General features: G+C 39.9%; 7 protein-coding genes and 1 pseudogene. All 8 read right to left on the minus strand.

The features are described from left to right. Window positions 1–604: 604 nt before the first annotated feature. Complete coding sequence (locus DW036_RS07090) at window positions 605–3,064, minus strand: hypothetical protein (protein WP_118462434.1); 2,460 nt, start codon at window positions 3,062–3,064, stop codon at window positions 605–607. Between the two features lie 179 nt (window positions 3,065–3,243). Next, a complete protein-coding gene (locus DW036_RS07095) occupies window positions 3,244–5,049 on the minus strand; it encodes a RagB/SusD family nutrient uptake outer membrane protein (protein WP_118462436.1) in 1,806 nt (601 codons plus the stop codon). Window positions 5,050–5,070: 21 nt separating this feature from the next. After that, on the minus strand, window positions 5,071–8,229 hold the full coding sequence (locus tag DW036_RS07100) for a TonB-dependent receptor (RefSeq protein ID WP_118462438.1): 3,159 nt from the start codon (window positions 8,227–8,229) through the stop codon (window positions 5,071–5,073). A 79-nt stretch (window positions 8,230–8,308) separates the two neighbouring features. Further along, window positions 8,309–10,093 carry a putative Ig domain-containing protein gene (locus DW036_RS07105; RefSeq protein WP_233560337.1) on the minus strand — a complete coding sequence of 595 codons (1,785 nt, stop codon included), beginning with the start codon at window positions 10,091–10,093 and terminating at the stop codon, window positions 8,309–8,311. A 303-nt stretch (window positions 10,094–10,396) separates the two neighbouring features. After that, window positions 10,397–11,953, minus strand: coding sequence for a hypothetical protein (locus DW036_RS07110; protein ID WP_118462440.1), 1,557 nt, complete (start codon window positions 11,951–11,953; stop codon window positions 10,397–10,399). Between the two features lie 14 nt (window positions 11,954–11,967). Further along, window positions 11,968–14,238, minus strand: a complete 2,271-nt coding sequence (locus DW036_RS07115) for a trehalose hydrolase (RefSeq protein ID WP_118462442.1) — start codon at window positions 14,236–14,238, stop codon at window positions 11,968–11,970. A 109-nt stretch (window positions 14,239–14,347) separates the two neighbouring features. Continuing rightward, window positions 14,348–16,519, minus strand: coding sequence for a polysaccharide lyase 8 family protein (locus DW036_RS07120; protein ID WP_118462444.1), 2,172 nt, complete (start codon window positions 16,517–16,519; stop codon window positions 14,348–14,350). 6 nt (window positions 16,520–16,525) lie between these two features. Next, a pseudogene (locus DW036_RS07125) lies at window positions 16,526–17,763 on the minus strand (glycoside hydrolase family 105 protein). Between the last annotated feature and the right edge of the window lie 39 nt (window positions 17,764–17,802).

Genomic DNA, 17,802 nt, shown 5'->3' on the forward strand with positions numbered 1-17,802 from the left:
AATTCGCATATCTTTTTACAATATTATTGTCTGTTTTACTTTCAAAAGAAAGCCTGTTTTATCTATTCTATAACTCATGGTTTTCACAGGATAAAGATTATAGCATCTTTTGTGATTCAACCCAAGAATACTTATGCAAGAAGGTCGAATAAAAAAATAATAGATATGCAGAAAATGAATAAAAAAGAGAATAAAGCTTAAGTATCTGGAGATAGAATATTAATATCCAAGACGCAGGACATTAATATCCTGCGTGCAAGAAGTTAACTTCCTGTCTACAGGAAGTTAATACCTGATGTACAAAGCCTATATAAACGTCATCAAGAATCCCCAAAGTGTATTTAGATCTTCTATTTCATCTTCTTTTCCGTTCACTTTTTCAGTAGCATTTTATCAACAGACACAGGATCATTTCTTGCAAATTGTAACCGAAAGACAGAAAAGGATAATACTTACAAGAAGAACCCGTAAGCATTACCCTTTTCTACTTTCTTTTTGAATTTATCTAATCCTATTTCCGTGCATTCTTTTTGAACTTATGGCAGGAAGGGCGAAAGAATACAAACGTACAGTGATTGAAAATACAAAATGTCAAAGCGACAAATTAATCATGAGGTTGTGGGTTCGGATTAGTATGTGCTTCATATACTTTAAAATCTGCCAATTGTAGACTTTCATCTTTAAGGCCATTGTCCGGACGATCGGATGCACTTTGCATCTTCCGTCCCAAACTGCGATAGATACCAAATTTATTACGAATGTTCGTTGCTCCTTTTCTCCACAAATCTACATCAGAGAAAGATTGATTGGCAAGTACTTTGCCATCGCTGATGCGGGTGAGCTTGATACGGAACGTGCCATGATGGGTGTAATACATTTCTGTCTCAACCTGTATCCATTCGTCCTCAAAATCAGAAAGGGGGAGATCGTCTATCAGAATTCCTTTACCCGATGTTCTTGTATCTCCTGTATGGATTACTTGTACGCGTTTATTATCACCGTTCTCATCACAGCGTGTACTGATAGTGATGAGTGGTGCACCATTGTTTCCCTCTTGTGCCTTTAGTTGATGGATGTGGCAGAATTTAGTAGTGGGTTGAAAGCCTTTAGGAATACGGAATTTCCATTCCAATCGTTGCCATTCATTCCAGTTTCCATTCAGGTGGTGCCAATTACGGTTGGTCTGGCTTTTCATTTCGTTTCGCTGACGATCACTCAATAACCTGCCGCGGTCACTATCCAAAGCTTCAGCATTGGCATGATTTGTGAATTTAAATATGTATTGTTGCAAAATAGGATCGAATATTACTTCACAATGAACTCCGTCATAATGATCATTCTTCGATATATTAGGATGTTCAGAGTAGTCCCATCCTAAAGTGCGCATATATTCATGTATCGCGTCATAATCTCTTCCAATCAATTCGGAAGAAGCCTGCATACCTCCTTGAAAGGCATAGTCGGATGGAGTGGGAGGAGGTAACTGTGCAGTAGATCCGTATCCGATAGCTTGCAATGCAGATTCGCCTAAACGCTCCTTAAGTTGTGCAAGATAAAGACTTTGAGGGGCAACCTGAGTATTATGAGAATCGAAAATACCAACGGGCAATGTCGGCCCCGATTGATTGAAAGGACGGCGTAGTGGTGTACTTTCCCCTTTACTTCCTATCACCCAGTTGCAGGTTCCCGGTGGCATTTGATTCACATAATTTTTTGCTACGCAATTCCAAGCAACGGACCAGGCAGTGCCCCAGCCATGCCCCGAACCCATGGAACCACGATTCTTGAAATCGATGCCTCCGTCCGGCAATACACAATTATCAAGTAGTAAACCAGTGCTCCAGCGTTGATGTCCTTCTATGCGTCCGTTCCCTCTGAAGCTGCAATTAAGGAATACAATAGGGCCTGTTTGTCCACCGCCAAGTGCCACAAACCAAATATTGTCGCCTGCAACCGAGCAACGGTCCAGTAAAATCTGTCCTCCATTCGGTGCAAATTCTGCTGGTTTGGAGGCTCCCTGATGTAGAGCCCTTCTTACCACATTAATTTGTTGCAGGGTGATACGCCGACCTCCTACACCTACGCTTTCCATGGTTTCCATTGCATTGATATCCTTTGCCCAACAATCTTCTCCATTTATTCTTAATGCGTAATATAAAGCTTTTCCATGATTAACTGCCTGCGCCGGTGATTCAATGCGGAGGTTCTCCACACCGCACTGACGAATACGCCGGACATCATTGGCTATCACCACCGTAGTGTTATCATCCGTAAACCGGGCATCATAAGAATCTACTAACGGAACTGTCAGAGTGATTGTATTTTTCTCGATACCTGCAATCGTCCGTTCTGCAATCAACAGTCTTCCTGCCTTTATCCAGGTCTGAGGTTTTCCGTCGCGTACCAGATCGTGCATCTTCATATATTTAATCCACTTCTCTGTCACAGGTTTACGTATTTCGATATTATCTCCAACTGAAAGTCCCGAAGCGTCTTCCACTGTGAAATGACAGGAACCGGCAGGAATATATTTGTCAATGACTTTTATGCTCTTCTCATCTGGAGAAGTCTCTCCCAAACGATTACCTGCCCGTTGACGAAGATTGTTATTCACAACTATAGCTGTGTGTTTTCCACCAGTCATAACAATGGTACTTCCACTTGGGTCACTTCCGGTACCGCGTAAAACTACACCGTCAGCTGTAATTTGGATAGTACGTTCGCATACAAAACGTCCGGGTGCCAACAATACAGCTCCCCGGAATCCATTTTCATCTTGGGGAAGTGCAGAAACCATATCAATAGCTTTTTGGATATAGTCCGTGCAATCTTCATTCTCTCCTAAAGGATGTACCGTCAACTTAGCCGGAACATAAGGTAATGTAACTCCACCACCTTTATAGCCAGCATGGGAAAAATCAATGATGCGGTCACCCTTTTTCGTAGCTTTATATACTAACTTTCCAGATGCATCCGGATAAATCCACTGGCTTTTACCAGTTGGTTTCTGCCCCATAACGGACAAGGGAAAAAGAAGACATAGTAGATAATAGATGTTTTTCATTTGTTTTATCAATAGAATTAATAATAGTATAGCAAAGAAAAGGGAAAAAAAGAATTCCCGTTATATATATTGTCTCAAATGCTTGCAAAATCAGCGTAGGGGTTACCTTTTTCATATAAAAAATAGGAGATTAGTTTAAAGCCAATCTCCTATTTATATCTTAAATTATGCGCTAATTATTATAATAGTGGATCGAATGTTCCATCATTCCAACCTTTAGTTTGCTCCAACTTCGGATTCTGCTCTATATGTTTCTTAGGCAATGCAAAGAAATAGTGATTTTCTCCCACATTCCATTGGAACTTATTATCTATTCGTGTGACAATGGTTTTAAAGTAGTCAAAATAGGCCAAAGAGTTCAGCTTAGCTTCTCCTCCCCCTTCTGCAAAATCTTTCACTAATTCACTCAATGAAAGATTTTTCTTTGCATCAGTCAGTTCTATTTCAATTCGTTCTCGAGCATATCCTACATACTCAGAATCGCTAAACATCATACGACGGCGCATATCCCAGAAGCGTTTACCTTCGTAAGCTAATTCGATACGACGTTCATAAAGCACAGCATTTATTAATTCTTGTTGTGACATATTTGGTTTCAAACCATACATTTCATCTGCATTAGGAGTAATGCCTGCTCGTTCACGAATTTTTTTTAATATCTCATATACTTCTGCATCCTTACCACCCACTTCTGCAGCGCATTCGGCAAGGTTCAATAAAACTTCGGTAAAACGAATTTCGACCCAATCAAGATCATATTTACGGACATCCACTTTAGGTAAATTATAGTTGATAAATTTACAAGAGTAGAACCCTGTTTTTGTAGAGTTTGCGATTTCAACTTCACCGCCCTTATACGTATATTGACGTTGTTCCGGATATTGATTGTCAATTAGCGGATATATCATTGCATTTGTTACGATGGTTCTATAGAAACGTGGATCGCGATTTAACCAAAAGAGACCAGTCTCATCAGTCGCTTCCGGATTAAATGCTTCTTTTTTGCCATCACCATTAATATCAATGCCTGGCTCTGTTCCATCAGCCATCGGATAAGCTAATACAAGATCCAGAGTTGGCTGATTCCAGCCTGTTTTACCTTGCGAATAGTCTAATGGACGAATACCAGCATTTATATCAGTATAACGAGCCGGATAAGAATAACGTGAAGAAAAAACAACCTCTTTGGAGAGTTCGCATGCATCTGAATTATCTTTCCAAGTTCCATCATAACTATTATTTAATCCATATCCATCCTCTTCTAATTGTTTTCTGGCTGCAAAGTTGGCAGCATAGGCCATTTGCCAACGGGCTTTATCATTATTTCTATTGAATTGTTTGCTGGCATAGAACATTAGAACACGACCTTTCATCGCAAGTGCAGCCCCTCTTGTAATACGTCCAGCATCTGCACTTCCCCATGACGCTGGTAGCGCAGTAGAAGCGTTTTCTAAATCAGTGACGATCTGGTTGATGCAAACTGAGGTTTTTTCTCTTGGAACCTCAGACTGATTTCTGTCTTGCACCGATAGAATCAAAGGTACACCACCATATCGTTTGACCAGTTCGAAATAACGATATGCACGAAGAAAAAGCGCCTGAGCTTCTATCTTTTTGCGTACATCTTCTGTCAAACTACCAGTATTAATATTATCAAGCAATACATTTAGTTTATAAATCCCTTCATAAGGCCAATATTCAGCAGTCGGTCCATCTCCACCTTCAGATGTCAACTGGCCTTCATAAAAAAAGTCCTCGCCTCCTCTACCTTCATCACTGTACTGATTAATTTGTACTACATCTGCATCCCAATCAGGCAAGTTATCTTTATAACATTTATCAAGAAAAGCAGTTGCCAAAGTCACATCATTCCATGTATCTTCAGCAGTTACTGCATTCAGGTTTTTTTTATCAAGAACATCGTTGCACCCGGTCAGACCGAATCCTGCAAATAAGATTATAGTTAGTATATATTTTGATTTCATAATATTCTTCTTTTATTTAGATTATAATGTTACGTTGAGACCAAAAGAAATATTTCTCATAATCGGATAAGAACTTAAGTGATCTTTATGCACCTCGGGATCTGCAATTTTTAATGGATCTTGCAATAAAAATAAATTCGTACCATTTACAAACACTTTAATCTTCTCCATTTTTAAAGTTCTGGTAATAGACTTAGGTATATCGTAGGATAAAGATATATTCTTGCAGCGTAAGAAGGAAGCATTGCGTACCCAAAAAGTAGATTTTTGATTATTTGTCTTAGTCAAAGTGAATGGCATAGATGCATTAGGATTATCTTCTGTCCAATGATCATTCCAGAAAGCAAAAGTTCCCGTCCAATCTTTTACACCAGGTGAACGCTCATCTATAACTCGTTCATGGCCAGCTAAACCTTGGAAGAAAATATCCAATGTGAATCCCTTCCATTTACCACCCAATGTAAACCCATAAGTGATTGGTGCTGATTGTTTATCCACAATGACAACCATATCTTCATCTGTGATCTGGCCATCTGGCTCGTCACTATTAACACCACGTACATCCTTGTAAAGTAACATACCGGGAGTCAGTTTAGTACCTTTAATCAACAGTTCTTTTCCATACTTTTCAATATTCTCTTTATTAACCCGGTCTACGTCCTCCTGAGTACGCAACATCCCTACGCAATCAAATCCCCATACGCGATCCAGTGATTGACCGATTTCAGACTTGTATGCAGCTAGGTTGGAAGCCTCGTCTTTTTCTACCCACCAGCTTTTAGCATAACCAAAATTACCTTTTAGCCAATAAGTAAAATCTTTCACCTTACCATTATAACCTATCTCAAATTCAAAACCACGTGCATCAATCTTTGCATAGTTCTCTTTAGGAAGTTTAGCACCAAAACTTGTTGGTACACTGGCATTACGGGTATCCAAGATATCATAAGTATGTCTGTAGAACCATTCGAAACTAATATCCAGATGATTGAATAGACGGCCATCAAAACCAATGTTGTAAGACAGAGATTTTTCCCACGTTAAATCAGGATTAGCCAATGTTCCCGGTTCTATTCCATAACTTTGAGAACCAAATACAGCTCCTGTTGTCAGATTATATTTGGGCATCCAATCCCAACCTCCAACAGCATCATTTCCTAAAGAAGCGATGGAACCACGTAGTTTTAAATAATCCACGAACTTTATGTTATTAAAGAATGGTTCGCTTGAAACACGCCAACCAGCGGAAACAGAAGGAAAGAATCCCCAGCGTTTATTGGGAGCAAATTTAGTAGAGCCATCCACACGAAAAGCTGTTTCTAATAAATACTTATCAGCATATGCATAATTTAAGCGGCCCACGTAAGAGAGACGACCACTTTCTCCCACTGAACCTGCTCCAACTACAGATTGAGATGCATCGCTACTGGCTGCATGAAACTCAGGCATTGTCCAAGTTAATAAGCCATTACGTTGTGCATCAAAAGACTCATTTTCTCCTTCTGCTTGTTCATATACAAACAAGGCACCTATATCATGTTTACCAAATGTACGATTATAGGTTACAAAGAAGTTTAATTGATAATCCGAATAAAGTCCTGATGTCTTTTTTATAAAATTATCACCACCACGAACATCTGTCCCAGTAACTTGTGGATTTTTACTTGGATCAATATAATGCCCATTTGTTCCACTTGTTTCAAATGTATAAAGAGTATATGGCATAGCTACCTCTTTGTATATTCGATTATAGGTATTTCTACTGTATTGAAGTTTCAGTTTCAAGCCTTTTAAAAAAGGTGCATCATATTCAGCAAACATATTTACATTAGTATTCATCCATTTGCGAGTATCACGTCCGGCTTCTTCACTAATTTGTGTCAAAGGATGTTGTTCCAAACCATTGGCTTTTACAGGAAGTCCGTTTATATAAAATGGATTCATTTTGGAGCGTTTTAAGATACTGGCATACAGGTTGTCCATATTATCTCTCCCACCGTCTGATTTCCAATGCGGCTTAATATCTTTTCTATTATCTGTGCTTATATTCAAACCTATTTTGAAGTTATTCGTAATATTAGCGTCAATACTGGCACGGAAATTTGCTTTGTTATACTCCAAATTATCAAAAGCACCAGTCGCAAAGTAGTAAGCACCACCAATAAAGTAACGTACTCGTTCAGTACCTCCAGTGATGTTTAATGCATGACGTGTAGTCAGCGGTGTTCTCCACATCTCATCAAGCCAACTGTAATTAACACCTTTAAAATATTCTAATTCATCATCCGTATACCATGTTTTCTGATTTTCCGGTTGCTTTTTAGGATCTGAGCCACCATCAATCCAACTCTGGTATCTATTATGATTTAGAAAAATAGCCTGATCATAAGCGCTCATAGTCTCTGGATTTTTAGTTGGATTGTCAAAGCCAACAGTACCAGAGTAGTTAATAGTGGGTTTAGAACTATTACCTTTACGGGTAGTAACCAATACAACACCATTGGCAGCGCGTGCACCATAAACGGCAGCAGAAGCACCATCTTTTAAAACCGAAATATTTTCTACTTCACTTGCATCCAAAGATTCAAAAGCTTCTTGATTTCTTACAATCCCATCAATAACATATAACGGACTGGCATCGTTAGTAGTACCTTTAGCACGAATACTCAGACTACTCGTTGCTCCTGGCTTCCCAGTGGTAGAAGTGATCATTACTCCAGAGAGGCGACCTGCTAATGATGTTGCTAAGTTCGCTGATGGAATATCGGCAATTGTCTTCGCATCCACACTAGTGATACTGCCAGTAACACTTCCTTTCTTCTGAGTACCGTAACCTACTACAACGACTTCATCCAAAGCCTGTGAATCTTCGGATAAAACAATTTTAAGATTATTTTCGGTAACAACTTTGGTTACCTCTTTATAACCAATATAGCTAAACTTGAGAGTTGCACCTTTTGTGCATTTAATAGAAAAGTTACCATCAATATCGGTAATTCCTCCATTAGTAGTGTACAGTTCTGCAACTGTCACTCCAATTAGTGGCTCACCATTCTGATCCTCTACAGTTCCGGTTACTGTTATATTCTGGGCTTGTACAATAGTACTAAGGGAGAAACTCAACAGTACCAATAAAATGTGCCATGAAAGCCATTTTGATTTGCGTTCTTTCTTTTTCATTGAAACAATTTTTTTAATTAGACTTAAAATAACAATGGATTTATTGTTGTTTATTTTTATTTGTAGCTTATAAACATTCTTATTTACCCGACGTTGCTTGTAAACGGCTATTTCCAGGATATATCTTGATTAAACGCACTCCATGTGGCGCTATATTAGTTGTAAATTCTTTATCAGAAGTAGTAATGTCTTGTTGACGCCACAAATCACGAACTTTCTGTTCACCTCTCATACCTAAATGTTTCCAGGTAATCGTTGCCTCTTCATATGTTTCACCGCGATTGAACAATCCTACAGCCATAGAACCATCTTCCATCGGTTTTGCGTAAATCACAATAGTACCTTTTTCTACAACCACAGTTCCCTGTTTACCTAATGGATCTTGATTTACTTCAATAACTTCATCATTTGTGAGTAAGCTGATTGTAAAATCATCCAATTGAGCCATGTCGCAACCTATCAATAAAGGAGCAGAAAGCAATGCCCATAAACTAATATGCGTATATTGTTCATCTGCCGTCAGCTTGGTATAATGCAAACGGGGTCCCCAACCGACCATACCTACTACCAACATGTCTGGATCAGGCCAATGTCCAGGACCTGTATAGGCTGCCCATTTGGTTTGATTAAATCCTAAACGGCTCATACTTTCCCAAGTATCTTTTATATCACCAGTGGTACGCCAGCAGTTAGCCATCTTTTCCCATTGAGTAGCATCTCCCCAAGGAGCACTATTGGAAAGGCTATAGATAACATCACGTTTGTGTGAACGTAAAGCATCCATCATTTCCTTAACATGGTATACATCATTGGGATTCCAGTCATATTTGAGATAATCCATTCCCCAGTCGATCCATTGCTGAACATCATTTTTCACGAAAGAATATTTGCCATGATGATAGTTGATCCCGTGTTTTGTCTTTTTGCTGGGGTCGACATAACGGTAATGCTCATTGGCATATTTTTCTACCCAGTCATAAGTACCATCAACATTATCACTATAGGAACCGAGATGCCCCGCATAGGTTCCAACCCATGGACCAGAGTATATGCCAATTTTCAGCCCCATAGAGTGAATCTCATCTGCAAGACCTTTCATGTCGGGAAACTTACTATTAGTCATCACAGCTCTATGTTTTCCTCCTCGAAGACCTTGCCAGCCATCATCAATATTAATATATTGCCAGCCATGGTTAATTAATCCTTTTTCTACCATTGCTTTAGCGGAACTGAGTACTTTTTCCTGACTGACTGCGTTTCCCCAACAGTTCCAACTATTCCATCCCATTGGAGGAGTTAGAGCCAATTTATCTCCTACTACAATCTTGAAATCGCGTTTCGCTTCCCCTAAAGAGTTTTTAGCAATAAGGGTTACTATATATTCACCTGTTTTTTTGATTTTTCCGATTATTCGTCCTGTTTTTGTATCAACTTGTAATCCTTTTGGCAAGTTTTTTACTGAGAAACTCATGGGACGGATACCAGTGGCTGGAATCGTATAGAGAAAATCAGAACCAGGACGAACTCCAAAAATTTTCGCACCATTGATTCGGGGAGTATCAGATACTTTGGGAGTCAATATGTATTTAGATAGAGTATCTGGAACTGAAATCCCTTGGGCGAAAATTGTATTAGGAATTGCAGCACCAGATAATGGTTCACCAGTACTATCTACCACGCGTCCTGTTACTTTTACTGTTTGTTGAGTAATCTCGTTGAGTACTTCTGTCTCATGAATGCCTCCTAAAAAAAAGGCGTTCGCCTGTAATGGCGAAGGAACAATTGCTAAAACCGTTATCACTATATAGCTGCATAATTGTTTAATTGCATGCTGACATAACGGAAAGAATAAAATGTTCTTCATTTTTAATAGATTGATTAAAATTAGACCTAAATTAGCTAAGAGGTTATACCTAATACATTTGTTAATAATACACTTTTGTTTTTACATAATATCAATACATCATTTTAAAGTTAAACATCATTGTTTTCCATACCGCAAACAAACAACAATTTCCTCAAACAAGATTTAAAGATTGTATCAAATACTATCAATTATATCTCAAAGTGTTATAGTCTGTAAACAGAATATAGAATAACAATCTACAAATCAATACATTACAAAGAATCACAATTTTACAATACCAAATTACAAGCTAATTCCAGCTTATTTAGTCAGTATTCGCAAGTCCATATTCTTATGACGAGCCATCAGTTGTGCTATATAAAGTGAACGGGGAAAGACATTCTTTTCATTCTGTCCTTCCCAAACACCATCCGGACGATCGATAAAAACTCCCGGATATTTTTCACCCTTCATACCAAAACTATAATTATATCCTGATGTCCAAGGGCTCTGTACAGCAGCACGTTTCACACGACAGTTCCAAAGCACCTGAGTTACTCCGGCCCAGCCATGTCCACTTCCCATCTTACCACGATCCTGCACATTGATTTCTCCATCGGTTATCACATTATCATAAAGAGTCCCGACTGCCCAACGATGATGAGGACCTATATCTGCATAAGTTTGCGAAGCCGTACAATTATAAAATACATTGGGGCCACATACGCGGGCACCCGTCACATAGTCGTGACGCCCCTCTGTGCTTTGACAGTTCATAAACAGATTTTGCTGTCCCCAATTATTAAAAGAATATCGTAATCCACCGGTTATCAGAGATTTTGTTTCCAAACAACGGCAATCCGTTACTGTTACATTCTTCGCATTACGTTCACAACTTACTGCTGAATAGCCAAAATAGCGACAAGTCAGATTACGTGCCCAACAGTTTTCCACTTTATCAAACTGAACTCCAACCCAACCATGCTGATTATCTTCATAATGTTCAAACTCCGACTCCAAACACATATTAGTCACTCCTACCTCACTGATACGACCGTCAAAAGTATATTTAAAGACTTCACCACCGCCATATTTCTCTTCCATCTGCATTACTACCGGGTTATCAATATAAATACGATTACCTTCTATTTTTACAATTTCACGTTCAAAAGAAAGATTATACTCCTGTGCAGTCCATTGGCGGGTTCCCTGACGCTCAACGATTTGATCCATCTTAATATCATGTATCCAGTTATCCGTTCCCGGACGATAAACAATGATACGATCACCAACTTTAAAACTAGCAGCAGAAGATACCTGAAAAGAGTGTGTTCCTACCGGTACAAAAGCATCCATAATCTTCACTCTTGTTCCGGGTACTTCCTCTATTCTTCCATTACCAGATACTTCTATCAATGAAAAACGCTGCTTACCGATAGCCAGTAAACGGGTTTCATTCACATTATCTCCTTCTCCGGTCAAAATAACTCCACCTGCATTTATATGAATAGTTCCATAAACATGATATACTCCCCGCTTCAGCAGAACTGTTCCACGATGTCCGTCTTTATCCGGTTGCATACGAGACACTTCATCTATTGCATCCTGAATTCTCTGGCGACTATCTCCTTTTTCCACAGGATATACAGTTTTTGTTACCGGATAATCAGGGATTGATTTATCACCATGATGATAACCGACCCGGCTAAAATCCGGTATCGTATTTCCTTGTTTATCGGGATAATAAGTTAACTCCCCCTTCGGAGTAATCTTCACATAACTGGATTGCCAGCCCGGAGGTAATTTTGTCTGAGCGGACACACTTACACAAAGTGCTATAGCCAGTACACCTCCTACAAGTTTCTTCACATGATCCATTCTATTCTCAATTATTAGTTTGTATATAAATTCAGTTCAATCTTCTCACCTGCCACAGTCGGTATTTGCAAATATTCTCCATAAAGTATGTCTGATTTTCCATTTTCCCGGATAACTTGCACAGGATATCCTTTCCATGGGTTCTCTATCTTACACATACGCCCTTTCTCACTAACCAGAGTTACTCTCTGAATTTGTCCTTCCTTCAAAGTAGAAGTAACCCAAAAAGCACCATAAGCCCTCAGATTTTCAAATGAGGCATCTTTTTTATAATTCCAATTGGGAAAGACACGGATAATGCCTTCATAACTTTGCAACAGCATCTCATTAATAGTCAGAGGAACAGCGGCAAAAGTTTCAATGCCTCCCCCACCCTGCACAATCCAAGAGTTGGGATACACGTCCATTTCAATCCGCTTCTTCAGATAAGATAAAACCTGATCTGAAGAATACCCAACACGTACTGCTCCGGGATAACAGGTTTCAATTCCATTATTAGATGTATTTCCCCAATCATTCGGGTCACGCTGCTTCTCCGACCAATGCGCCACATCTTCCAACAAAATAGCATTGAATGTAGCATCTGTCATGGGGCCCGCAACACCAGCAGGAAGAATCAAGCCATGAATAGAAACTCTATTCAATCCTGAGGGTTGTATCTCTCTATCTTGAGGGCCTTTTTCCATATTCTTCAAACTTTGACGCCCATCTTCTGTAATACCCAATGGATATTCACTCAATTTCTCCAAGATATCCTGCCAGCGGGGGTGCCGTATCTGATCAGTGCCTAAGAAATCACTCATATCCATCATCCCTTGGAACAGCATACGAACCAACCCCAACGAAAGAGTAGAATTAAAATCACCCAATCGATTGCGCCAGATCCCCCCATTGCGTTTATTGGGCATTATTTCATTAAAATGATCCATACGGATTACATAACGTCCGTTCTCTAAAGAGAGATAATCTTCCCAAAAATCCGCACAGGCCAGAAGATACGGATATACTTTACGGGCATACGCCTCATCATACGTACTGTAATATCGCATCAACATATTTCCAACACTAAACACTGCATTGATTTTCTGTCCCAGAAACTTATAACCACCGTCAATTGTATTTTCACGGGTCGAATACTTTTCCTGCATTTCTTCAGGAGTTAACGGCCACATTGCCGTACACAAGCCTTTAGGACCAATACCTACCGGATAATAGATACCTTTGCAATTCAGCAATTCCTGCGCATGCTTCCGTCCAGCCTCCATATAATCTAATAGAGGCTGATCAAAATTATCCGTCAGACTAATATGATTGGAAGAAAATGACGCCCAGTAAGGTGCCTGATAATTATAATTCAGATGATAATCACCTCCCCATGCCGCTTCGTCACGCGTAACAAATGGTCCCCAGATACCTGGCGCAAACTTACCCTCACGGGAAGAACAAGCAAACAAATATTGCGACTGATAGTAATACTTTTCAAAATAACTATCACCTATATTAATATGAGACTGTTTCCAAAAATGATTCCACCAGGAATGATGTTCTTTCCGTAATTGCTCAACACCCACTTCCGTTATTTTCTCTGCTTCTGTAATAGCTTTGTTTTTCCAATCCGGTGTATCATGATTCGTATAAACAGATATAACCAATTGTACTTTCTTACCGGGAATCAAGGAGAACTCATCAGAATCTGAGTTTAAAGCCAATGCCACATGAGTAGGCCAACGCAGCAATTCCGTATTTTCAAATGAACGACTTACCCACATTACTTTATCTTTACCTCCCGCAGTAGTCGAAGTATTACCTTCCGCAGCCCATAAACGCAAATGGGCAATAACGGCTTTGTCCGATTGCAACTCTATAATAATCTTATTATCCGTTGCAGCAACCCATGCAGACAAATCCAACTGACAATGAGGAGTTGTGAATCTTGTTCTGATTTCAGCAGATCCGGGCAATTGTTCCGCATAGTAAGTAGCTCCTTGCAGTTCTTTTATCTCAATATCCAGTCCACCCGGAAGCGCAATTCCTCCCGGATAAACAGGATAAGCCCTCCAAAAATCATTTTTACCAATATAAAAACAAAGTTTATCAGGAGTACCTCCCATTGTGATACCGATATCTCCATTACCGGCTAAAGGAGCATCCGGAGTTTTGGTAGTGGGAACATGCTGTGGGGATGAAGTAAAGACAGCTTTATAGTTATCAATGGCAAACTGAGCTTTCACCCCAATAGTGCTCAGCAATGCTACGCCCAAAATAAAAGCCTTGTGTGTATTCATAGTCTATAATCATTTATATAAAAACAAAAATAGACGTATCTTACCAACAAGGCTTGCAATATTATTTCAATCGTTTGGAGAAATGGTTCAAAATGCGTTTTTTAACGAATTAACCCACTATGAAAGTTGTTTTCCCCTTCTCTTTTCCTTCGGGAAGAGAAAAACGCACCTTTTTATGATTCAACTCAAGTTCTGCAACATTTCTCTGTTGAGTCGGATCAGCATAGTTTATTATGTACCGACCGGATTCATTTTTCTGTATCATATAGATTCCGGGAGTTTGAATATTCAGTATCAAATCCGTACTTACAGTTAATTGTACCGGCTGGTAAGCGGCCACCCAACAAGTAGTATTTCCTTCACTATAGACAGCCTGAACAGTAGCATCATTACGGAGTATCCGTATATCTGATAAATTAAAAACAGCCACATTTTCCTTGTCCATTCCGGGTAATATCAAATATTGATATGTGCCTTGTTTAGGTGCAACACCATGCGTCAAATAGATGGCAGTCACCTCTCCATGCGTTTCTTCCGGGTGATACATTTGCATCACATCATACCATGACCCCGTACGTTCTGCTGTTTCAGCTACAACTTCATGGGTATTGCCCCATACAATATATCCTGTATTATTATGAAAATAGCGTTGTTCCTTTCCCTTAGCAGATTGCTTTGTATTCACAACATTCCATCGTGCATTTTCCCAAGAAAGCAGTTCCCCATTTTTATGGCATTGCTCTATAGAAGTGGTAACAACAAGATTACTATCTGCTTGTATACCAGCTCCCAAACAAAGAATAAAGTCATCCGTACAGACCCATGCCTTATGAGCCTTCACTCCGGCACGATCTAACTCCATAACAGTCATACCTTGTTTTTCATCCGAAACAGCTCCTACAAAAGTTCCTTTATTACGAGGCTGATAACTTTTAATCAAGGGCATAGGTGCATTATCTTCAAAAGCTGTTACTCCCGGTAACTTCCGCCAGTCCCAAAGAGGAAAAATATCCATATACTCCTTACCATCTTTATAAATATAAGTAGCCCCATCTGCCATATAATACCCCTTCATATTATCACCATTCATCATTTCCGTACCGATAATACGGTCAGAAGCCATTTTTATAGACGCCATCCAGGAAGGACGGCGATGAATTGTATAATCCGACTGCCAGAAATGCCTATGTCCTGTAAACACATTCACCGCAGGTGCAGGATAATTATCACGAAGCAGAGCTGTTGCCACAGCCATGCACTCATCTGATTCACCTCCACCTAACTCCGAGGCTGCAAATGCAAGACTCAGTGCTTTATGTACGGGAGCATGATGAAACAGTTGACGTCCCAAAGCATTCACATCCATCATTCCTTTCCAGATAACCCAACGATATCCCTTATCAATCAGCGTACTCAGAATACTCAACTGTTTATCATCAAATGCTAACGACGTCCCTGAAAATAACCCAGAAAAGAAACTCATTCCGGATACGAACGAAAGCCCATAATTACCAAACTGCTGCTGAGCACCATGCTGATGAAAGCACCAATCGTCTTTTATACCTTCTGCCCCACCCGTGACTATTTCAGATGCAATGGTATCACGCGCCATCTTTACCAACTCATAATCATTCTGTAATAATGCACGCATCATCACATTTCCAGCAAGCCATACCTTATTCTGTCCGGTCATCCCAAACTTAGCATTCTCCATTACAGTTATAGCACTCTGTTTCTCCACAGGGGTCAACTGCTTCTCAAACAAGATAAAAGCCGTACCCAGTGTTTTAGGAACACCTATTTGATTATACCACCAATTCAAACATACCGGTTTAGCAGTAAACCAATAATTCAAAGCTTTATGAATAACCGCTTCCACCTCCGAAGAATGATAGTAGGAAGTCTGATCGGAGCTATAGAGCTTTACCAGTTCCAGAATACGTTCCGCATGAATTTTAGGCTCCCAGCCGGAACGCTTTTTGTCATCGTAATTAATATCCGGCCATGTTCCGGCTTCCGTGAAAGAAGACAGATAAGTTTCTACTTTCTTTAAATCAAAAGGATATCGCTGATGCAACTCTACCACAACCTGATCCGAAATCTCTGTTTCCGGTTGAATAGACGAAAGGATGGACAATAAGCCAAACGGATCTTTACCGGAAGGAACCAACATTCGGGCATAATTTTGCTTGATACGCACCAACTCATCCACACCACTTGCCTGTACAGTAACAGATACAAGTAATACACTAATTATAATCAGATTACGCAAAATTCTCATTCCTGTTTATTTTTTCAGTTGTTCTGTTTCCATTATAACAGCCGCCCACAATATACCGGCAACAGCCTCTTTGGCATTCAATATTTTGGGAACAGTAACATATTCTACAAAATTCTTCTTAATCACAACTCCATCACATGCTCCTATCACATCCAGTAAGCCTCTGTCATTCACCTGTATAAAAGGAAAGAGACTTTGATATCCCCTATATGCAACCGGAGTATATTCCTTTGCTTTTAAGAGCCCTAACTCTACACCACGCTGAATAGAGTACACAAACATAGCAGTTCCGGATGGATCTACAAAATTTAAAGGATTATCTCCTTTATCTACAACCATAAACCAACCGCCAGTCTTCTTATCCTGCACTTCTTTCAGCCCCTTACACATTTTCAGATAAATACCAAGGACCTGCTGATAATTCGGATGTGTTGTTGGTAGTAAAGCCAATAGTTCAGGTACCACCAAAGTGTACCACCCCATGCCTTCACTCCATACCTCCGGTGACAGTCCGGTAGTTTTATCCGCCCACACAGCCTTTTCAGGCTCTGTAGTCCATGCATGAAGGATAAGTCCATCCGGGCGTTGCAAATGACGGGCAGCAGCAATAATATTCCTACATGCCACATCATAGCAATAATCGGCTTCCCCCACATACTGTGCACAACGTATAAGGAACATCTGCATCATAAAAACACCATCTATCCACATATTAGGACTCCGGTTTCCGTGCCAAAACTGTCCATCGGAACTGGGATACTGATCCACAGCTTTCAATATTTGCAAGGCAGCTTTCTTGTATTTCTCATCACCCGTACGCCCATATAATGTACAAAAGGCCGAACCTGTCATGAAATTATCGAGATTCGTTAATCCGCCTCCTTTGTAATTACCCGCTTCATCAACGAAATGATCTATATATTTCTTTATATATTCCAGATACCTGCTATCGCCTGTCAATTGTCCCAAACGGTCCATAGCCTCAAACATGTATCCCTGCACATAGGTATAGTCTTTCCAGTAAGCCATCCGATAATCTGGATATCTCGTCATCACTGTTTCCGACAGAGGTATAGCTAAATATTCAGGAGTTACTCCGGGTGTATATCCCAATTTAGCTTCCGGCACTCCCTGAGAAGTGTTCGCCGATAGCGGGTGGTAGTCTCCTGAGTAACCAGCATAGTTACCCCTCCCTCTACTACCGTACCGGTTGCATGTTGAGTAACTACTCTGTTTTGAGCCATAGAAGGAATATTTGTACCTACTGCACATACGACACAAGC

The sequence above is a fragment of the Bacteroides sp. AF39-11AC genome, assembly GCF_003474285.1.
Classification (GTDB): Bacteria; Bacteroidota; Bacteroidia; order Bacteroidales; family Bacteroidaceae; genus Bacteroides.